Here is a 20698-nt window from a genome sequence, read left to right as displayed (position 1 = left end):
TTTCTGGCCATGCTCCTTCTGGCCATGCCTGCGCATGGCCACAAATGGCCGAGATACCGGCCTGGAAGTCATGCCTGAACCTATCCCCTTTCCCGCCCCCACCCGTCTGGCTGCCCGCAGCGCTGTCGTGGTGGGCGGTGGAATCGGAGGGCTGGCCTGCGCCATTGCCCTGCGCCGGGCCGGGCTAACCGTGCAGATCATTGAGCGCGCCCGCAAACTGCGTGAAGTTGGTGCCGGGCTTCAGCTCACACCCAACGCCACCCGAATCCTGCGTGATATGGGGCTGATGCCCCGGCTTGAAGAGGTGGCTGTCGCCCCCCGTGCGCTGGATGTGCGCAGCGGTCGCAGCGGTTCCACCCTCGCCCGTGCGGAATATGGTCCGGCCACCACCCGTTTTGGCGCCCCCTTCATGGTTGTGCATCGGGCGGACCTTCAGAAAATTCTGGCGGACACCGCCGAGGCCGAAGGCTGCGCCATAGCGCTGGACAGTGAGCTGACCAGCCTTGAACCTTCTGCCCGCAGTGTGCGCGCCGTGGTGCGACAGGGGCAGAATCTGTTTGCCCATGGTGCCGACATTCTCATTGGAGCCGATGGCGTCCGCTCCACCGTGCGCAACCATCTCTATGCCGGTTATGACGGCCGCAAAGGCCCACCAGCCGGCCCTGTCTTTGCCCAGCGGGTGGCCTATCGTACCACCATAAATGCGCCGGATAATTACCCCCCGGAAGTGCGGCTCTATCTGGGCCCGAACGCCCATCTGGTGGCCTATCCGGTCAAGGGCGGCAACACCCTGAACATCGTGGCGATTGTGAAGGAGACCAAGCCGGTAGGGCGCTGGAATGCGCCCGGCAACAGTCTTGATGTCTTGCGCCCCTTTGCCAATTGGGCCCCGGAAGTGCTCAAACTGCTGGAAAGCGCCCCCCACTTCCTGTGCTGGGGGCTCTATGACATCGCCCCCCTGCCCCGCTGGAGCTTCGGGCGCATGACCCTGCTGGGCGACGCCGCCCATGCCATGCTGCCTTTCCTCGCCCAAGGCGCTGCGCAATCCATTGAGGATGCTGCGGAGCTGGCCCGCGCCCTGCAACACAACAGTGATGCTGAAGCCGCCCTCCACGCCTATGAGGCGGCCCGCCGCGCCCGCACCGCCCGCATTCAGACAGACGCCCGGCGCAATGGCTCCATCTATCATTTTTCCGGCCCGGCCCGCATTGCGCGGGATCTGGTTATACGCCGCACCGGCCAGGGCCTGCTGGATCGTTATGACTGGATCTACAGCGCGTGAGCCTGTGCTCCGCGCGCTGTTTCCTTTCCCCGGAAACCGAATCAGCACCTGACAACATCAGCCGGCCCGGCTCTGCAAGGCCGGCTGAAAAGATGCGCCTTCCGCACTGGCATCTTCATATGCTTCTGGCGCTTCAACGCCGATAAGCCTGAAAATTTCAGCCACCGGCACCTTTTCCGGCACTGCGCCACGCTGCACCAAAACCGCGCGCACAATAGCCGTTGCAGCCACTTCACCGGCCTGCGGACCGGATATGATCACGAATTGCTGTTTCAGAAATATGGAATGGTCCCGCCAGCCGGAAATGCGCGTTTCCAGCCGAAAACGCTGAAAAGGCGCAAGTGAACGACGGTAATGCACCTGCGCTTCAGCCAGAACAGGCATCCAGCGCCGGGAAAAAATGAACTTCAACACGCCCCCGCGCGCCATGAGATCAACCCGGCCCAAATCCATCATGGACAGATAGCGCCCGTTATTCAGGTGCATGTTCAGATCCAGATCGTTCGGCCACACCCGAAGGGTAAGGGTGGAAACGCCAAATGGCAGCGCCAGACGCGGGCCGAAACGGGTTCCAATCAGCACACGCAAAAAGCGTAGCCATAGATTCATGACAACCTCCTCTTCCTTCCGGGGCAAAATGCACCTTTAATGGAAAAGCCCCTCTTGCAGAATGTTTACGTATACGTATACTCCTATTCGTAAAGGTGAAACATAATCACCAGGTCAATCGCCCCAAAAAGAGGCCGATGACACCCAGGAGGAAACGTGACAGGGGACTTCAGGCAAGGCCTGCAAGGCCAGCGCGAGGGCGCGGCTGAAGGGTCAGCTTTACCTGGTTCCATTTCTGCACCGCCAATGGATGCAGATGCGCGGAACCGAACCGACCGGCCGGACACACTTCCGGCCCTTCTGGATCGCGCTGTGGCGCGGTTCTCTGATCGCCCGGCCATAGATTTTCTTGGGCGGCAATGGACATATGGCGAAGTGGGCCAGCTGGTGGACAGGCTGGCCGGCGGGCTGCGCAAGCTGGGCGTCGACAAGGGCGTGAATGTCGGCCTGTGCCTGCCCAACACGCCTTATTCCGTGCTGTTCTACTTCGCGGTTCTCAAGGCCGGCGGCGTGGTTGTGAATTACAACCCGCTTTACACGGCGCGTGAGCTTCTCTCGCAGATCCGCGATTCCGAAACCACCATCATGGTGGTGATGGATCTTCAGCGCATCTATGAGCCTGCCGCCTCCATCGCCCGCGAGGCAGGGCTGAAGCATCTGGTGGTGTGCCCCATGGCCGGGGCGCTGCCGGGGCTGAAATCCACCCTCTTCCGCCTGTTCAAGCGGCGGGAAATGGCCTCCATTCCGGCAGATGCGCTGCATGTGCATTATGAAACGCTGGCTGCCAGCGCGCCCATAGGCTCTGCCGTGGCGCAGCCCCTCCCGTCAGAGCTGGCGGTGCTGCAATATACCGGCGGCACCACCGGCGTGCCCAAGGGCGCGATGCTGACGCACGCCAATCTCATCGCCAATATGCGGCAGATTATCGAGCATGCCGGCGAAGAAACGCTCCATCCAGGCCAAGAACGCATATTGTGCATTCTGCCTCTGTTTCATGTGTTTGCACTCACTGTTTCCATGGATGTGGCCGTCGCCATTGGGGCAGAAATGATCCTGCTGCCGCAGTTCAAGCTGGAGGAGGTGTTCGCCACCATCCGGCGGCGGCGCCCCACCCTTCTGCCAGCAGTGCCCACCATTTATGGGGCCATCAATGGCGCGGCGGAAAAGCAGAAGGTGGATCTCACCTCCATCCATCTGTGCATTTCCGGCGGCGCGGCCCTGCCACAAGAGGTCGCCTCGCGCTTTGAGGAGCTGACGGGCTGCCGTTTGGCGGAAGGCTATGGGCTCACTGAATGTTCGCCCGTCGTCACCGTCAATCCTCTGGATGGAAGCCCCCGGCGGCCCGGCTCCACCGGCATTGCCGTACCTGGCACCACTATTGAAATTCGCGACCCGGAGCAGCCCGAACGGCTGATGCCAACGGGCGAGAAGGGCGAGGTGTGCGTGCGCGGGCCTCAGGTGATGGCCGGCTACTGGAAGCGCCCGGACGACACCCGCGCGGTGATGATTGATGGCGCGCTGCGCACCGGCGATATCGGCTATCTTGATGCGGATGGGTATCTTTATCTGGTCGACCGTATCAAGGACCTCATCATCTGCTCCGGCTACAATGTGTATCCGCGCGTGATTGAAGAGGCGCTCTATGAGCACCCCTGCGTATCTGAAGTCATCGCCATCGGCATTCCCGACAAATATCGCGGCGAAAGCCCCAAAGCCTTCGTGACACTGCGCGAGGGGGCCGAGGTGACACCCGAGCAGCTCCACCAGTTCCTCAAGGAGCGGTTATCCAAGATCGAGATGCCCTCCAGCATCGAGATCCGCGCCTCCCTGCCCAGAACCATGATCGGCAAACTCTCCAGAAAGGAGCTTATTGCGGAAGAAAAAGCCCGCGCCGCGGCGACCAGCGCCACCTCCACCAGCTTGTCAGAACATTGACGCATGGGATAAGCTATGAACAACATATACAGCTTTATCTCTCCAAGGCGCACAATGGCCGAGCAGTACTACACGGTGACACAACTGGCCCGTGATCTGGGTATTTCGGCCCGCACTGTGCGTTTCTATGAAGACAAGGGCCTGATAAGCCCGGACAGGATCGCCAACAACCGCATCTATAATGTGCGGGATCGTGCACGGTTGATCCTGATCCTGCGGGGCAAACGCCTTGGCTTCACCTTGCAGGAGATCAAGGAATATCTTGATCTCTATGATCTCGATCGCACCCAGAAAGAACAGCTTCGCATGTTGCTGAAGGGCGTGCGCTCGCGCATCACCCGGCTGGAAGACCAGCGTGTGGCTTTGGAAGAGACCCTGACGGAATTGAAGGTCATTGAGCATCAGGCTGAAACAGCCCTGGCCGATGATGACCTGTCGGATTCCGGCCAGCTCAAGGTGGGCTGAAGGCTTCTTCCTCAAACGGTAGCAGATAGCGCCATTTCCGCATGAGCCAGAAGGCCATGTGGTCGGCATCCTCGCGGACGCACGCTCGAAGTGCGCCCGTCTTCAGGCACATCCCATTCTGAAAGGTACCATGATGAACGTGGTCATTGCGGGCTATGCGCGCTCGCCCTTCACGCCCTTCCGCAAAGGTGGTCTTGCCCGTGTGCGCCCGGATGATCTGGCTGCAACGGTTGTGCGCGAGCTGGTGACGCGCACTGGCGTGAAGCCGGAAGATATTGAGGACATCATTGTGGGCTGCGCCTTCCCGGAAGGTGAGCAGGGCTTCAATATCGGCCGCCTTGTGGGGCTCATCGCCGATCTGCCGCTTTCCGTGGCGGGGCTCACCGTCAACCGCTTCTGCGGCTCCTCCATGCAATCTGTCCATATTGCTGCGGGGCAGATCGCGATGGGTGCGGGTGAAGCCTTCATCTGCGCCGGCGTGGAAAGCATGAGCCGCGTGCCGATGATGGGCTTCAACCCCATGCCGAACCCCGGCCTGCATGCCCGCAACCCCGGCGCATATATGGGCATGGGCGATACGGCGGAGAATGTCGCCAGCCGCTGGAAAATCAGCCGTGAGCAGCAGGAAGCCTTCGCGGTGCGCAGCCATGCCCGTGCGGCAGCAGCCGCAGCCGCCGGCAAGTTGAAGGATGAGATTGTCCCCATTCAGGCCAATGGCGCAATGGTGGATGCGGATGGCTGCATCCGCCCGGAAACCACGGCCCAAACCCTCGCCGATCTAAAGCCCGCCTTCCAGAAGACCGGCACCGTGACGGCCGGCACCTCCTCCCCCATCACCGATGGCGCATCTGCCGTTCTGGTGTGCTCGGAAGACTATGCCATCCGCAATGGCCTCACCCCGCTGGCGCGCATCACCTCTGTCGCGGTGGCCGGCTGTGACCCGGAGATCATGGGCATTGGCCCGGTGGCGGCCACCCGCAAGGCGCTGCAACGCGCCAACCTCACCATTGACGCCATGGATGTGGTGGAACTGAACGAAGCCTTTGCCAGCCAGGCGCTGGCCTGCGCACAGGATCTGGGCATCCGCGAGGAAACGCTGAACCTTGATGGCGGCGCCATCGCCCTTGGCCATCCGCTGGGGGCCACCGGGGCGCGCATTGTGGGCAAGGCTGCTTCTCTTCTCGCCCGCGAAGGCGGCCGTTATGCGCTGGCCACCCAGTGCATTGGCGGCGGACAGGGTATTGCCACCATTCTGGAGCGCGTGTGATGACGGAAATCCGCAAGGTCGCCGTTATAGGCGCAGGCGTCATGGGGGCCGGCATCGCCGCCCACATCGCCAATGCCGGGGTGCCGGTTCTGCTGCTGGATATCGTTCCAGAAGGTGCGGAAAACCGCAATATCATCGCCGAAACGGCAGTGGCCCGGATGAAGAAGGCCGACCCCGCCCCCTTCATGTCGCCCCGCGCGGCAAAGCGGGTGGAAACCGGAAATGTGGAAGATGATCTCTCCCGCCTTTCCGAAGTGGACTGGATCATCGAGGCTGTTGTCGAGCGGCTGGATGTGAAGCAGGCGCTCTATCATCGCATCAATGCGGTGCGCAGGCCGGGCACGGCGGTGTCTTCCAACACCTCCACCATCGCCATTTCGGCGCTGACGGAAGGCATGCCGGAGGACTTCCGTCAGGATTTCCTCGTGACCCACTTCTTCAATCCGCCGCGCTATATGCGCCTGATGGAGCTGGTGACGGGGCCCGATACAGATACGGCGCTCGCCGGACGCATCGCCGATTTTGCAGATCGTGCGCTGGGCAAGAGCGTGGTGCGCTGCCTTGACCGGCCGGGCTTCATCGCCAACCGTCTGGGCGTGGCGTGGATTCAGCGCGCCATTGTGGAAGCCTTCGAGCAGGGCCTGACCGTGGAAGAGGCCGATGCCATCATGGGCCGCCCCTTCGGCTTCCCCAAGACCGGCGTGTTCGGGCTCGTGGATCTGGTGGGGCTGGATCTCATGCCCCATGTCAGCGCCAGCCTGAAGGCCGCACTGCCACCGGAAGATGCCTTCCACGCCTCCAATCGCGACATGCCCCTCATCAACAAAATGATTGCGGAAGGCTATACCGGCCGCAAGGGCAAGGGCGGGTTCTACCGCCTCAACCGCGCCAATGGCGGCAAGGTGAAAGAAGCAATCGACCTGGTGACGGGGGATTATCGCCCTTCCGTGAAGGCCCAGATTTCCGGCCTCTCCCGGCCAGATCTGCGCAAGCTGCTCTCGCGGGAGGATCGTTTCGGCCAATATGCCTTCCGGGTCATCGCCGAAACCCTGACCTATGCCGCCGGTCTGGTGGGCGAGGCCAGCCATGACATCACCTCCATCGATGAGGCCATGCGCCTCGGCTATAACTGGAAATGGGGGCCCTTCGAGCTGATCGACAAGATTGGTGGGGCCTGGTTCGTGGAAAAGCTGAAGGCAGCCGGCTACACCCTGCCTGCGCTGCTGGAAAATCTTGGCGACAAGAGCTTCTACCGCATCGAGAATGGCCGCCGCCAGGCGCTTGGCCCAGATGGCGTTTATGGCGCCGTCCAGCGCCCCGATGGCGTGCTGATGCTGGAAGACATCAAGCTTTCAGCCAAGCCTCTGCTGAAAAACGCCTCCGCCAGCCTGTGGGATATTGGCGACGGAGCCGTCTGCTTCGAGTTCACCTCCAAGGGCAACTCGATGGACGAGCAGATCATGGCCCTGCTCGAGAAGTCGATTGCGCTGGTGGAGAAGAAGTACAAGGCCCTTGTCATCTATAATGAGGGCTCGAACTTCTCGGTGGGTGCCAATCTGGGGCTGGCGCTGTTTGCCGCCAATATCGCCGCCTGGGGTGAAATCCAGAAGCTGGTGGATCTGGGGCAGAGAACCTACAAGCGCCTGAAATATGCCCCCTTCCCCGTAGTGGCTGCGCCTTCCGGCATGGCGCTGGGTGGCGGCTGCGAAATCCTGCTGCATTCTGATGCCGTGCAGGCGCATGCTGAAAGCTATATCGGGCTGGTGGAATGCGGTGTCGGCCTCATTCCCGCCTGGGGCGGCTGCAAGGAAATGCTGGGACGTTGGCAAAATGCGCCCAAAATGCCGAAGGGCCCCATGCCCGCTGCGGCCAAGGTGTTTGAAACCGTCTCCACAGCCACGGTCGCCAAATCTGCCGATGAGGCGAAGGATCTGCTGTTCCTGCGGGCTGATGACGGCATCACCATGAACCGTTACCGCCTGCTTGCGGACGCCAAGGCCAAGGCGCTGGCGCTGAGTGAAAACTACACGCCACCCGAGCCTTTTGAACTGGTTTTGCCCGGCAGCAGCGGCCGCATCGCCATGCAGATGGCGGCGGAAGGCTTCGCCCGGCGCGGCATCGCCACCCCGCATGATCTGGTGGTGGCCGGCGAACTCGCCACCGTACTTTCGGGCGGCGACACCGACATCATCGACACCATCAGCGAAGACCAGATTCTGGAGCTGGAACAGGAGAGCTTCATGCGTCTGGTGCACACTACGGCAACCCTCGACCGTTTCGAGAGCGTGCTCGAAACCGGCAAGCCGGTGAGGAACTGAGCCATGCAGGTTTATCAGGCGCCCCTGCGCGATATGCGCTTCATTCTCAACGATGTCATCAACGCAGCCGAATACACCTCCATGCCCGGCTTCGAGGATGTGACGCCGGATCTGACCGACGCCATTCTGGAGGAGGCTGCCCGGTTCGTGACCGAGCGCCTGCTACCCCTCAATGCCAGTGGCGATGAGGAAGGCTGCGTGCTGGAAAATGGCCAGGTCCGCACACCTAAAGGCTTCAAGGAGGCCTATGCCGCCTTTGCCGAAGGCGGGTGGACCGCAATGGGCAGCGACCCCAATTATGGCGGACAGGGCCTGCCGGCGGTGCTGGGCAAATATGTGGAAGAGATGATCTGTTCCACCAACCTGTCTTTCGGGCTCTATCCCGGCCTCAGCCATGGCGCCTATCAGGCCATTATCGGCCATGCCAGTGATGAGCTGAAGGAACGCTATCTGCCACGCCTGATCGACGGCACATGGTCTGGCACCATGTGCCTCACCGAGGCGCATTGCGGAACCGATCTGGGCCTGCTGCGCACCCGCGCCGTGCCGCAGGAAGATGGTTCCTACAAGATCTCCGGCTCGAAGATCTTCATCTCCGCCGGGGAGCATGATCTGACGGAGAACATCATCCATCTGGTGCTGGCGCGCCTGCCGGATGCACCGAAGGGCGTGAAGGGCATCAGCCTGTTTCTGGTGCCCAAATTCCTGCCGCAGGAAGATGGCACGCCGGGCGAGCGCAATGGCGTGGTGTGCAGCGCACTTGAGCACAAGATGGGCATCAAGGCCTCCGCCACCTGCCAGCTCTCCTTCGATGACGCCACCGGCTGGCTGGTGGGTGAGCCCCACAAGGGCATGCGCGCCATGTTCACCATGATGAACAGCGAGCGTCTCTCGGTGGGCATTCAGGGGCTGGGCGCGGGCGAGGCAGCCTATCAGGCGGCCGTGGCTTATGCGCGTGAGCGTCTTCAGGGGCGCTCCCTCTCCGGCGTCAAGGCGCCGGATCTGCCGGCCGACCCCATCATCGTGCATCCCGATGTGCGCCGCATGCTGATGACCATGCGAGCCTACAATGAAGGTTGCCGGGCGCTGGGCTCATGGGTGGCCAAGACGCTGGATGTCTCCAAGCACCACCCTGACCCGGAAGAGCGCAAGAAGGCGGAAGATTTCACCGCCCTCATGACCCCCATCGTGAAAGCCCTGTTTACGGATCTGGGCTTTGAAAACGCCAATCTGTGCGTGCAGACCTATGGCGGGCATGGCTTCATCCGCGATCATGGCGTGGAACAGTATGTGCGCGACAGCCGCATCGCCATGATTTACGAAGGCACCAATGGCGTGCAGGCGCTGGATCTGGTGGGCCGCAAGATGCCGGCGCATGTGGGCCGTTATCTGCGTGCATTCTTCCACCCGGCCCTGGCCGAGATTGATGCCGCACTGGATAGCGATGATGACCTGATCGTGGATCTGGCCCAGCCGCTCTCCAAGGCGTTTGGCGGCCTGCAACTTTCCACCGCCACCATTGCGCAGAAGGGCCTGAAGGACCCCGAGGAGGCCGGCGCGGCCGCCACGGAATATCTGCGCCTGTTCGGCCTGGTGGCGCTGGGGGTGATGTGGCTGAAAATGGCGCGCATCGCCGGCGAGAAACTGGAAGCCGGCACGGATGATGCCGCTTTCTATGAAGCCAAGCGCGTCACCGCCCGCTTCTATATGGAACGCATTCTGCCGCAGGCCGCCGGCCTGTTCGCCGCCATCCGCTCTGGCAAGGGCGCAATGATGGCGCTGGAAGACATGCAGTTCTGACCCCTTATCCCCGGTTCGGAGGAAATCCATGGCCACTCTCGAAAGCCTTGTCGAAGCCATTGAAGAGCGCAGCGCAGCCTTGGGCACGCTGGGCTACAAGGTGCGCTTTGATATTGCGGAAGGCGGCAGCATTCTGGTGGATGCCACTGGCCCGCAGGCCGTCATCACCACCGATGGCGGTGAGGCCGATACGGTTCTCAAGATGAAATCCGACAATCTGAAGAAATTGATCGAAGGGCGCTTGAACCCGATGATCGCTTTTTCCACCGGCCGTCTGAAGGTGCAGGGCTCGCAGGGCGTGGCGCTGAAGCTTGCAGGCTTGCTGGACAAAAACTGAACCCGGCCTTCGAGCCACCGGCCTGCACGGTGGCACGCATGAGGCCACAGACAAGAACAGCCCCCCGCAGGCCCTGCGCCTGCGGGGGGTGAAAAGCTGAAACAACAGTGCACGCACAGAACGGCACCAATGCCGCACGCGGAACCACAACGCAAACAACGATGTATTTCAGGGACATGACGGAGGAAATGATGCGGAAGGGCGTGAAAACCACGGCACTCATATTGACCGCAGCAGGTGCAAGCCTCATCGCCACAGCCGGGGCGCAGGCTGGCTCCTTCGCCTTGCGCGAGCAGAGCACCAAGGGCCTGGGGCTGGCGAACGCCGGTGTCACGGCCGGTTCTGGCGGGGTCGGCTCCATGTACTGGAACCCGGCGACGATGACACAGTTTTCCGGGCTACAGGCCCAGCTGAATGTCGCCGGCATCTTCCCCAGCGCAGATGTCACCCCCACCACCGGCACCAGCCCCATTCTGCTGATGCTGGGTGGCGCGGGAAACACCGGAGACATCGCCGCCGATGCCGCCCTGCCCTCCACCTATGTCAGCTATCAGCTGAACGAAAAGGTGTGGCTGGGTCTGGCCATCAATACGCCGTTCGGCCTTTCCACAGAGCTGCCCTATAATTATGCGGGGCAGATTTATGCTCGCAAATCCAAGGTGTTCAGCATTGATGTGAACCCCACCGTCGCCTACAAGGTGAATGACTGGCTCTCGCTGGGTGTGGGTTTGCAGGTGATGTATTTCCACACCAAGCTCTCTCAGGCCACCTCCCCCTTTCCCCTGGCCCCCTCCGCGGAACTGAAGGGCGACAGCTGGGGTGTGGGTGCAACGGCCGGCCTGACATTCACCCCGTTTGAAGGTACGCAAATCGGCGTTGGCTATCGCTCTGCTGTCCAGCAAAGCCTGAATGGCGAGCTGACTCTGGGGGCTCCCGTCAACCGCCTGCCGGTGGGCATCCATGGCGTGAACGCCAATCTGATCCTTCCAGAACAGGTTTCCATCGGCCTGCAACAGGTTCTGACGGATCAGATCACCCTGAACGCCAATTTTGAATGGACCAACTGGAGCCGGCTGGGCCATGTCGCCGTCACGGGCCGGTCCGGTCTCACCAACGGCATTCCGCTGACAGAACTGCCGTTTGAATATAATGACGGCTACTATCTCGCTCTGGGTGCCGAATACCGGATGAACGACCAGTTCACCTTCCGGGGTGGCTTTGGCTATGAGTGGTCGCCCATTGATATCTATAATCGCGATTTGCGCGTGCCGGATGCCAACCGCATCACCCTGGCTGCGGGCATGAGCTACCAGTGGAACGAGAATCTCAGCTTCGATCTGGCCTACGCCTATCTCTTCACCACCGGCAATGGCGATGTGTCTCTCACGCCCGGCAACCCGCATTATGTCACTGGCCTGCCGTTTGTGGGTTCGGTCTCTTCCGATGTGCAGCTGGTTTCTGCTGGCCTCACCTACAAGTTTGACGGATTCTGAGCCATGCGGAACAGAACCTCTCTTCACAAGACGGGCCTGGCCGGTCTGGCTCTAGCCGTCGCGCTGCTCGCCAATGGCGGAGCCGCCCGTGCAGACAGCACGCTCTCCGGCCTGTGGTATACGCAGAGCGGTGAAACCCAGGTGCGCTTCGCCCCCTGCGGCAAGGCGGTGTGCGGCACCATTGCCTGGCTGAAAACGCCGCGCAACGACACCAACAACCCGGATGCCGCCAAGCGCAACCGTTCTCTGGTGGGCCAAAGGCTTGTCTATGGGCTCACCTCCTCCGGCACGGGGCGCTGGAGCGGCAAGCTCTACAATTTCGAGAATGGGAAAACCTATTCCGGCACCCTTCAAATGAAAGGCCAGAACAAGCTGGAGCTTTCCGGCTGTGTGATGGGCGGCCTTCTGTGCCGCAGCCAGACATGGAGCCGGGCGCGCTGATAACGCCCGGTTCCTGCATGCTTGCAACAGGCAGCCGCCCCCACCGGGCGGCTGTTTTGCTCCCAGCAGCTAAACGGCGACGCCAACCAGAGCGCCAATGCCGGCCGTCACGCCCATGGCCACAGCGCCCCAGAAAACCACGCGCACAACAGGCTTCAGCATGGCCGCACCACCGGCCACGGCCCCCAGCGCCCCCAGAACACCCAGAAGCACAAGCGTGACGACCACAATCGTCACGGCCTGAATATCATGCGGCGCGAAAGCCGCCGTCAGCACCGGCACAATGGCGCCCACCGTGAAAGACAAAGCCGAGGCGACACTGGCCTGAATGGGGCGCGCCATCACTTCTGGAGAAATGCCCAGCTCATCACGGGCATGGGCGCCCAGTGCATCCTTCTCCATCAACTGCCGGGCCACCTGATGCGCCAGATCGGGCGAGAGGCCGCGCGACACATAAATTTCTGTCAGCTCACGGGTTTCATGATCCGGGTCTTGCGCCAGCTCGGCCTTTTCGCGCTCCAGATCCGCCCGCTCAGTATCCGCCTGGGAGCTGACGGAAACAAACTCGCCCGCAGCCATCGACATGGCGCCAGCCACCAGGCCGGCAAAACCGGCCACCAGAACCTGATCCGCCGAATCTGCTGCCGAAGCCACACCAACCATCAGGGAGGCCGTAGAAATGATGCCATCATTGGCCCCAAGGACTGCGGCCCGAAGCCAGCCAATCCGCTCAACCATATGCTGTTCTGAATGCCCGCGTGTATGTGCCATATCCGCCTCCACTCCTTCAGTCGCCCCTGTTTAATTAGAAGAACTGAAGGGTAAATGACGCATTGCACACCATTTTCCGTTCTGCTCAGCCGGGGCCGAAACGCCCCCTGTCATGCGGCGCGTCCAGATCCTGCACCGGGCCCAGCGGCACAATGCCTGTGGGGTTGATGGTGGTGTGGCTCTCATAATAATGGCGCTTGATGTGGCTGAAACTCACCGTCCTCTTCACGCCTTCCATCTGATAAATGGCGCGCAAATAATTGGATAGGTTGGGATAATCCGCTATCCGGCGCAGATTGCATTTGAAGTGCCCGACATAGACCGCATCAAACCGCACCAGCGTGGTGAACAGGCGGATATCGGCTTCCGTGAAGACGGAGCCGGCCAGCCATGCCTGACGGGCCAGCAGCCTTTCCAGCTCATCCAGCCGGTTGAAGAGGGCGCGCACAGCCTCCTCATACACCGGCTGGGCGGTGGCGAAACCGGCCTTGTAAACACCATTGTTCACATCATCATAAACAAGGGCGTTGATGTGATCGACATCCTCCCGCACATCCGGCGGGTAGAAATCCGTCGTCACGGAGGTGAAGGCGGAAAAGGCTGAATTCAGCATTCTCAGGATTTCAGCCGATTCATTGTTCACGATGGTGCCGCGCACCTTGTCCCACAACACTGGCACGGTCACTCGCCCGCTATAGGCCGGATCTGCCGCCAGATAGATTTCATACAGGCGGCGCTTGCCCATCAGCGGCTCCGGCGTGGCGAACACCCAGCCCTCATGCGCCATGAGCGGGTCCACCACGGTGGTGGAGATGACCCCTTCAAGGCGCTTCAGCGCCCGCATCACCAGTACGCGATGCGCCCAGGGGCAGGCCAGAGACACATAAAGATGATACCGCCCGGCCTCAGCCGCAAAGCCGCCCTCACCCATGGGGCCCGGCCGGCCATCCGTCGTGATGAAATTGCGAAAGCGCGAGGCCTGACGCTGAAAACGGCCGCCCGTGGCGACCGTATCATACCAGCGATCCTGCCATATTCCATCAACGAGCAATCCCATGTCTCTCCCCCGCCGTTCCTCCTTCAACATGCCCCAGGATGAGATGTGAGACCACTGGCATGGAGGCAAACAGCATTTGCACCCATGCAGCCACGACCCCATGCCGTCATGAGAAGAGTTGATGCTCACCAGCAGCACATAATTTAGACAAAAGTCGTATAATTTTGCCATTTAGAGGCACCTATATACCTCCCGCCACTTTTCCCTTCTGATGCGAAGGTATAGATTGCCGGCCATTCTGCGCATCCTGCGGGTGCCATACGCCCTTTCACCCTCCCTGAAGACCTGTCCGTTTCGGCCTCGTTCAAAGGGGGTTGCCTCTTTGTGTGCGACAGTTGAAATTATCGAGATTCGCTGATTTATCGAAATTTACTCAAGGTTCTTCGCATTTTCACCCATTCCCCCGCCCGGCAACGCTGGTGAATAGTCCGCCCCCAACCCGCGAGCCCCACCCTTCCAACGGAAACGCAATCAGTTATGACACAACAGATCAAGCGCCTCATGGTCGCCAACCGTTCGGAAATCGCCATTCGCGTGTTTCGTGCGGCAACAGAACTGGGCATCGAAACCGTCGCCATCTATGCCGAGGAGGATCGCCTCTCCCTGCATCGCTTCAAGGCCGATCAGGCTTTTGTGGTCGGGGCCGGCAAGGGGCCCCTTCAGGCTTATCTCTCCATTCCCGATATCATCGCCACGGCGGTCGAGGCCGGTGTGGACGCGATTCATCCCGGCTATGGCTTCCTTTCAGAAAACCCGGAATTTGCCGAAGCCTGCGCGGCTGCCGGCATCCGCTTCATCGGCCCCTCCCCCGATACAATGCGCCAGCTCGGCTCCAAGGTGGAGGCCCGCAATCTGGCCATTTCGGTGGGCGTGCCGGTGATGCCCGCCACCGATCCGCTGCCCGATGACCCGGAGGAGATCCGCCGCCTGGCCGCGAAGATCGGCTATCCGGTGATGCTGAAGGCCAGTTGGGGTGGCGGCGGGCGCGGCATGCGCCCCATCACCGGCGAGGAGCAGCTTCTCGATGCCGTTTCCGCAGCCCGGCGCGAGGCCGGTGCGGCCTTCGGCAAGGATGAGGTCTATCTCGAAAAGCTGGTGCAGCGCGCCCGCCATGTGGAAGTGCAGATTCTGGGCGACATGCACGGCAATCTCGTCCATCTGTTCGAGCGGGACTGCACCATCCAGCGCCGCCATCAGAAGGTGGTGGAACGCGCCCCCGCCCCCTATCTGGATGATGCCGCCCGCGCCCGCCTTGCAGAAGCCGCGCTGCGCATCGGCAAGGCCACCCATTATGTCGGGGCTGGCACCGTGGAATTCCTCATGGATTCCGACACAGGCGATTTCTACTTCATTGAGGTAAACCCGCGCATTCAGGTGGAGCACACCGTGACCGAGGAGGTGACGGGGCTCGATATTGTGAAGGCGCAAATCCGCATCGCTGAAGGCGGCCATATCGGCGATGTGGCCGAAACCGGCATTCCCCCGCAAGAGGATATTCACCTTCAGGGCCATGCCCTGCAATGCCGCATCACGACGGAAGACCCAGAGCGCGGCTTTGCGCCGGATTATGGCCGCCTCACCGCCTATCGCGGGGCTACGGGTTTCGGTATCCGGGTGGATGGCGGCACGGCCTATTCAGGCGCGGTCGTCACCCCCTTCTATGACGCCATGCTGGAAAAGGTGACAGCCTGGGCGGCCACACCGGAAGAGGCCATCGCCCGCATGGATCGCGCCCTGCGCGAATATCGCATCCGCGGCGTCACCACCAATTTGCCCTTCCTTGAAGCGGTGTTGAGCCATCCCGGCTTCCGCGCCATGAGCTACACTACCCGCTTCATCGACGAAACGCCCGAGCTGTTCGATCTGCCCCGGCGCAGGGACAGGGCGACCCGGCTGCTCACCTCCATTTCCGAAGTCACCATCAATGGGCACCCGGAAATGAAGGGCCGCATGGCGGTGCCCACCCTCCCCCACATGCCCAGGGCCCCGCGCTTTGCGGATGCTCCCGCAGACGGCACCCGGCAGCTTCTCGACAGGCTGGGGCCAGCCGGTTTCGCCCGCTGGGTGCGCGAGCAGAAGCAGATCCTCATCACCGACACCACGCTGCGCGACGCCCACCAGTCACTTCTCGCCACCCGCATGCGCAGTGCGGATCTGGTACCGGCTGCCGCCGCCTATGCCAGCGGCCTGCCGCAGCTTCTCTCGCTGGAATGCTGGGGCGGGGCCACATTCGATGTGGCCATGCGCTTCCTGAATGAAGACCCGTGGGAGCGCCTCGCCGCATTCCGCCAGAGCGCGCCGAACATTCTGCTGCAAATGCTGCTGCGCGGCGCCAATGGCGTAGGCTACACCAATTATCCCGACAATGTGGTGCGCTTCTTCATCGCCCGCGCGGCCGAGGCCGGGGTGGACCTGTTCCGCATTTTCGATTGCCTCAACTGGGTGGAAAACACCCGCGTGGCCATTGATGCCGTTTGCGAAGCCGGCAAAATCGCCGAAGGGGCCATCTGCTATACCGGCGATATCAATGACCCCGACCGGGCGAAATATTCGCTGAACTATTATACCGGCCTTGCGCGCGAGCTGGAGGCTGCCGGCTGCCACATGCTGGCCATCAAGGACATGGCCGGCCTGCTGCGCCCGCCAGCCGCCCGCGCGCTGGTAAAGGCCCTGCGGGATGTGACGGATCTGCCCATTCATCTGCACATGCACGACACTTCCGGCATTGGCGGGGCGACGCTGATCGCCGCCATCGAGGCCGGTGTGGATGCGGTTGATGCGGCCACCGACGCCATGTCCGGCACCACCTCCCAGCCTTGCCTCGGCTCCATTGTGGAGGCCCTGCGCCATACCGATCGCGACAGCGGGCTGAATGCGGAGGCCATCCGCCAGATCAGCTTCTACTGGGAAGGTGTGCGCGCGCTCTATGCCCCGTTTGAAAGTGATCTGCGCGCGGGTGCCTCGGAGGTCTATCTGCATGAGATGCCGGGCGGGCAGTTCACCAATCTGAAGGAACAGGCCCGCGCCTTGGGGCTAGATGAGCGCTGGCATGAAGTCGCCCGTGCCTACCGGCAGGCCAATGACCTGTTCGGCGATATCGTCAAGGTCACGCCCTCGTCCAAGGTGGTGGGTGATATGGCGCTGATGATGGTGGCGCAGAACCTGACCCCAGCCGATGTGATGAACCCGGACCATGACATCGCCTTCCCCGCCTCGGTTGTGGAGATGTTGCGGGGCGATCTGGGCCAGCCTGCCGGTGGCTGGCCGCAGGCGCTGAGCCGCCGGGTGCTGAAGGATGAAACACCCAGCACCGCCCGCCCCGGCGCCCTGCTGGGGGAGGCGGATCTGGCCGCCGCCCGCAAGCAGGCCGAGCAGGATGCCGGCCGAGAGATCAGCGACAATGAGCTGGCCTCCTGGCTGATGTATCCCAAGGTGTTCGCCACCTTCGCGCGTACAGTGGAAGAAAGCGGTCCCGTCACCGCCCTGCCCACCGCAGCCTTCTTCAACGGCATGAAGCCGGGGGAGGAAATCGTGGTGGAGCTGGAGCCGGGCAAGGCGCTCATCATCCGCCTTCAGGCGATCAGCGAGCCGGATGGGCAAGGGCAGGTCAAGCTGTTCTTCGAACTGAACGGCCAGCCCCGCGTCATCCGCATCGCCGACAAGAGCCGTGCTGTCGCCGGGGCCCGTCGCAAGGCGGAAGATGGCAATACCAGCCACATCGCCGCGCCCATGGCCGGGGCCATCTCGTCCATCGCCCTGCGCACCGGACAGAAGGTGACCGCCGGCGAGCCCCTGCTGACCATGGAAGCCATGAAGATGGAAACCACGCTCAACGCGCCGCGGGCTGGCGTGGTGCGCGAAATCCTCGTGAAGGTGCGCGACAATGTGGAGGCGAAGGATCTGCTGATCGTTCTTGAATGAGGCTTCGCCCGACCTTGCAGATAACAGAAAAGGCCGGTTCCCCGAACCGGCCTTTTTCATATCCACACGCATGCGGAAGGTTCAGGGCCGTGCGGAGGCCGGCAGCCCGAAAACAGCATCAAAGCCCCAATTGAAGAAGAAGGTATAAGCCAGAAAGAACAGGGTGAGGCCGAAATCATAAATCAGCGCATCCAGCAGCGAAATTTCCAGCCACCACGCAAACAGCGGCACCAGCATCACCACCAGCCCGGCCTCGAACAGGCCGGCATGGGCCATACGCCGCTTCACGCTGCGTCCGCGCACACTCTGGCGCGCCTCCCATGCCTCGAACAGCGTATTGAAAATGAAATTCCACGCCACGGCGACCAGCGAACTGGCCATGGCGATGACACCCGTATGCCCGGCAGACTGGCCTGTAACCCCGGCCAGCGCCAGGCTGACGAACAGGATGGCCAGCGCCTCATAAATGATAAGATAGACCACCCGGCGCGTGATGGCAGACATGGTTTTCCCTTCAGGATGGCTCACCCCGGACACGCGCCACCATGAGCCTGATTTTCACGGCTTTTTCCAGCCCCTGAGACAAAACAGCCTCAATCCGCCTGCGACAAGGCTGCTTCCAGTTGCCGTTGCAGATGCGCCACCATGCGCATGAACAATGCCGTTTCACCTCGCGCCCGCGCCAGAACAAGCGCCCCCTGGATGCCGGAGACCGTCACCTCTGCCAGCTCTTGCGCCAGCCTGTTTGCCACACCGGCACGCATCAGGACACTGGCGAGCGTCTCTATCCAGCGGGTGAAATAGCCATTAATGGCAACGGAAAACCTGTCTCGCGTTTCATCCAGCGCGAACACGCCCACAAGGCACACCCGTCCGCCATCCTGAAAATAGGCGCAGACCTGCCGCCACATGGTTTCAAGCGCCGGGCCGGGCAGCTCCTGCTCCAACGGCGTGAAGATGTGTGTTTCAAACCAGCCATGAATATGGTCCAGAACGGCCGCCGCCATCTCCTCCTTCCCCTTGGGAAAGAAATTATAGAGGCTGCCCTTGGAGAGCCCCGTGCGCGCCGTGATACGACTGAAGCTGGCCCCCTCATAACCCAGTTCGCGAAACACTTCCGCGATGAGGGGAACGGTGTCGGCCTTCTCATAAATCGTGCGCACGCGGGGCCCTGCCTTCATTCAGAAATATCGTTCACAGGCCAAGATCCGAAAGGCCGGGGTGGTTATCCGGCCTCCGGCCCAGCGGCCAGTGGAATTTGCGCTCTGCCTCCGTGATCGGCAGATCATTGATGGAGGCAAAGCGGCGCTGCATCAGCCCTGCACCTGAGAATTCCCAATTCTCATTGCCATAGGAGCGGAACCACTGGCCTGCCGCATCGCGCCACTCATAGGCAAAGCGCACGGCGATGCGATTGTCGCGGAAGGCCCACAATTCCTTGATGAGGCGATACTCCTGCTCCTTCTGCCATTTGCGGGTGAGAAATTCCACAATCTGCGCCCGCCCGACAGGAAAGTCCGCACGGTTTCGCCAGCGGCTGTCCGGCGTGTAGGCCAAGGAAACGCGCTCAGGCTCCCGGCTGTTCCAGGCATCCTCGGCCGCCCGGACCTTGGCTATGGCGGTTTCTTCGGTGAAAGGCGGAACCAGGGAGGGGGCCACAGAAGGGGTCACGGAAGGCTCTTGTGAGGGCGTGGGCATGTCTGTCTCCATATATAGACCGATCAGTTTTTATTAAACCGATCAGTTTATTCTGACAACAGCCATTTGCAATCATGCGGCTTTTCACCGCTGACAAGCACTGATCCAGGTTTGGACATACAGGCTGCATCATCCTCCACGCCCGCCCTCTGCCACCAACATGCTGGACCCGCCTGTGTCGCCATGCTATCGCCCGGAGGAAGTGGAGAAATTCAGCCATGGCCATGCTGTTGCAGCGACGACGACAGAAGGCATCGCGCACCGCATCGCCAGATGCCATGCCTGATGTCAGGCGCCCCCTCGTGCGCGCCTGAACCTGCCGGAAGAAGAGGTCAGGCGCACGCACCATCTCCCTCCTGCGGGGCGCATCGGCACCGGCCATTGCAACGGTGCCACCTCACTACGCTTTCCGTTCCCATCCTTTTCCGGTCCTCATCCCGCCATGCCACGCCATGGGGAATATCCGACCGGCCTACCCTTGACTGTATGTCCATGACTGACCTGCCTCTCTCCATCAGCACAGAACATCCCGATGATGATCCGGCTATTGAGCGCCTGCATGCGCGCACCTTCGGCCCCGGACGTTATTCGCGCACGGCCTTCCGTATTCGCGAGAACACGCCGCATGAGCGCAGCCTCTCCTTCAAGGCGCGGGTGGGCACCATGCTGGTGGGCTCGGTGCGGCTCACACGCGTACGCATTGGCAATGTTCCGGCCCTGCTGCTGGGCCCGCTGACGGTAGAGCCGCCCTTCCAGTCTGTCGGTATTGGCGCACAACTCATGGAAACCGCGCTGGATGCCGCACGCGGTGCGGGTCATCAGCTGGTGGTTCTGGTGGGCGATGAGCCTTTCTATGGTCGCTTTGGCTTCAGGCAGGTGCCCTTCGGACGCATCACCCTACCCGGCCCGGTCGATCCGGCGCGCATTCTTGTGGCGGAACTGATGCCCGGTGCAATGGAGAATATTTCCGGCATGGTGCTTGGCGAAGGCGATATTCGCGATTGATGCCAACCAGGGCGCAAGGCTGAGCCCGCACCGGAGCCCACCTCCATGGGCTCAATCCCGGAAGGCGGCATAAAGCGCGCCTCATGGTGGCGTCTTCTTTTCCGGCAGCCCTCTCGCGCTCCAACCCTCGCGCATTCCCCGCGGCCGGATATGGTGGCCCGCAAGGCGAAATGTCTGAAACCGCCAGCCGCATGGCCTGCGACACCCCATAGCTGCAAACCCTCACGCCCTGCGCGCACCTCCGCCCCGGTACGAAATAAAAAACGCCCCCGGCTTTCACCGGAGGCGTTCTGTTTTTC

General features: G+C 61.7%; 17 protein-coding genes. 11 read left to right on the top strand and 6 right to left on the bottom strand.

What is annotated here, in order from left to right; all coding sequences use genetic code 11:
• Window positions 1–70 precede the first annotated feature (70 nt).
• Window positions 71–1282: an FAD-dependent monooxygenase gene (locus ACT6QH_RS08620; RefSeq protein ID WP_444974411.1), complete on the top strand. Its 1212-nt coding sequence runs from the start codon at window positions 71–73 to the stop codon at window positions 1280–1282.
• A gap of 57 nt (window positions 1283–1339) precedes the next feature.
• On the opposite strand, the gene ACT6QH_RS08615 is transcribed toward ACT6QH_RS08620, so the two are convergent.
• Window positions 1340–1891 (bottom strand): acyl-CoA thioesterase, encoded by a 552-nt coding sequence (locus ACT6QH_RS08615; protein ID WP_444974410.1) that lies wholly within the window; start codon window positions 1889–1891, stop codon window positions 1340–1342.
• Between the two features lie 312 nt (window positions 1892–2203).
• On the opposite strand from ACT6QH_RS08615, the gene ACT6QH_RS08610 reads away from it, so the two are divergent.
• The 8 genes from ACT6QH_RS08610 (at window position 2204) to ACT6QH_RS08575 (ending at window position 11947) form a co-directional block, all read left to right on the top strand.
• The gene (locus tag ACT6QH_RS08610; RefSeq protein WP_444974409.1) at window positions 2204–3826 is read left to right on the top strand and encodes a long-chain-fatty-acid--CoA ligase; all 1623 of its coding nucleotides are present in this window, start codon (window positions 2204–2206) and stop codon (window positions 3824–3826) included.
• A gap of 15 nt (window positions 3827–3841) precedes the next feature.
• Window positions 3842–4291, top strand: a complete 450-nt coding sequence (locus ACT6QH_RS08605) for a MerR family transcriptional regulator (protein ID WP_444974408.1) — start codon at window positions 3842–3844, stop codon at window positions 4289–4291.
• Between the two features lie 130 nt (window positions 4292–4421).
• A complete protein-coding gene (locus ACT6QH_RS08600; protein WP_444974407.1) occupies window positions 4422–5558 on the top strand; it encodes a thiolase family protein in 1137 nt (378 codons plus the stop codon).
• Window positions 5558–7876: a 3-hydroxyacyl-CoA dehydrogenase/enoyl-CoA hydratase family protein gene (locus ACT6QH_RS08595; RefSeq protein WP_444974406.1), complete on the top strand. Its 2319-nt coding sequence runs from the start codon at window positions 5558–5560 to the stop codon at window positions 7874–7876. The genes ACT6QH_RS08600 and ACT6QH_RS08595 overlap by 1 nt, the downstream gene beginning before the upstream one ends.
• A 3-nt stretch (window positions 7877–7879) precedes the next feature.
• Window positions 7880–9676, top strand: a complete 1797-nt coding sequence (locus tag ACT6QH_RS08590) for an acyl-CoA dehydrogenase C-terminal domain-containing protein (protein WP_444974405.1) — start codon at window positions 7880–7882, stop codon at window positions 9674–9676.
• Window positions 9677–9704: 28 nt separating this feature from the next.
• The gene (locus ACT6QH_RS08585; protein ID WP_444974404.1) at window positions 9705–10013 is read left to right on the top strand and encodes an SCP2 sterol-binding domain-containing protein; all 309 of its coding nucleotides are present in this window, start codon (window positions 9705–9707) and stop codon (window positions 10011–10013) included.
• A gap of 188 nt (window positions 10014–10201) precedes the next feature.
• Window positions 10202–11506: an OmpP1/FadL family transporter gene (locus ACT6QH_RS08580; protein ID WP_444974403.1), complete on the top strand. Its 1305-nt coding sequence runs from the start codon at window positions 10202–10204 to the stop codon at window positions 11504–11506.
• Between the two features lie 3 nt (window positions 11507–11509).
• The gene (locus ACT6QH_RS08575; RefSeq protein WP_444974402.1) at window positions 11510–11947 is read left to right on the top strand and encodes a DUF2147 domain-containing protein; all 438 of its coding nucleotides are present in this window, start codon (window positions 11510–11512) and stop codon (window positions 11945–11947) included.
• A gap of 69 nt (window positions 11948–12016) precedes the next feature.
• Here the strand turns inward: ACT6QH_RS08575 and ACT6QH_RS08570 are convergent, their stop codons facing one another.
• Together ACT6QH_RS08570 and ACT6QH_RS08565 are read right to left on the bottom strand one after the other, a co-directional pair.
• Entirely contained in the window at window positions 12017–12718 is a 702-nt protein-coding gene (locus ACT6QH_RS08570; RefSeq protein WP_444974401.1) for a VIT1/CCC1 transporter family protein, read from the bottom strand.
• Window positions 12719–12803: 85 nt separating this feature from the next.
• Window positions 12804–13775, bottom strand: coding sequence for a glutathione S-transferase family protein (locus tag ACT6QH_RS08565; protein WP_444974400.1), 972 nt, complete (start codon window positions 13773–13775; stop codon window positions 12804–12806).
• A gap of 477 nt (window positions 13776–14252) precedes the next feature.
• Here ACT6QH_RS08565 and ACT6QH_RS08560 point away from each other — a divergent pair, with 477 nt between their 5' ends.
• Window positions 14253–17696 carry a pyruvate carboxylase gene (locus ACT6QH_RS08560; RefSeq protein WP_444974399.1) on the top strand — a complete coding sequence of 1148 codons (3444 nt, stop codon included), beginning with the start codon at window positions 14253–14255 and terminating at the stop codon, window positions 17694–17696.
• An 81-nt stretch (window positions 17697–17777) separates the two neighbouring features.
• Here ACT6QH_RS08560 and ACT6QH_RS08555 read toward each other — a convergent pair whose 3' ends face one another.
• The 3 genes from ACT6QH_RS08555 to ACT6QH_RS08545 all read right to left on the bottom strand — a co-directional run bounded on the left by ACT6QH_RS08555 (window position 17778) and on the right by ACT6QH_RS08545 (window position 19394).
• Window positions 17778–18200 carry a PACE efflux transporter gene (locus ACT6QH_RS08555; RefSeq protein WP_444974398.1) on the bottom strand — a complete coding sequence of 141 codons (423 nt, stop codon included), beginning with the start codon at window positions 18198–18200 and terminating at the stop codon, window positions 17778–17780.
• 89 nt (window positions 18201–18289) lie between these two features.
• Complete coding sequence (locus ACT6QH_RS08550; RefSeq protein WP_444974397.1) at window positions 18290–18877, bottom strand: TetR/AcrR family transcriptional regulator; 588 nt, start codon at window positions 18875–18877, stop codon at window positions 18290–18292.
• 13 nt (window positions 18878–18890) lie between these two features.
• A complete protein-coding gene (locus tag ACT6QH_RS08545) occupies window positions 18891–19394 on the bottom strand; it encodes a nuclear transport factor 2 family protein (RefSeq protein WP_444974396.1) in 504 nt (167 codons plus the stop codon).
• Between the two features lie 492 nt (window positions 19395–19886).
• Between ACT6QH_RS08545 and ACT6QH_RS08540 the strand changes: the two genes are divergently transcribed.
• Complete coding sequence (locus ACT6QH_RS08540) at window positions 19887–20399, top strand: GNAT family N-acetyltransferase (RefSeq protein WP_444974395.1); 513 nt, start codon at window positions 19887–19889, stop codon at window positions 20397–20399.
• Window positions 20400–20698: the final 299 nt, after the last annotated feature.

The sequence above is a fragment of the Haloleucobacter albus genome, from assembly GCF_052492075.1.
The sequence above is the reverse complement of the archived record's forward strand: the minus strand, read 5'-3'. Positions and strand labels throughout refer to the sequence as shown.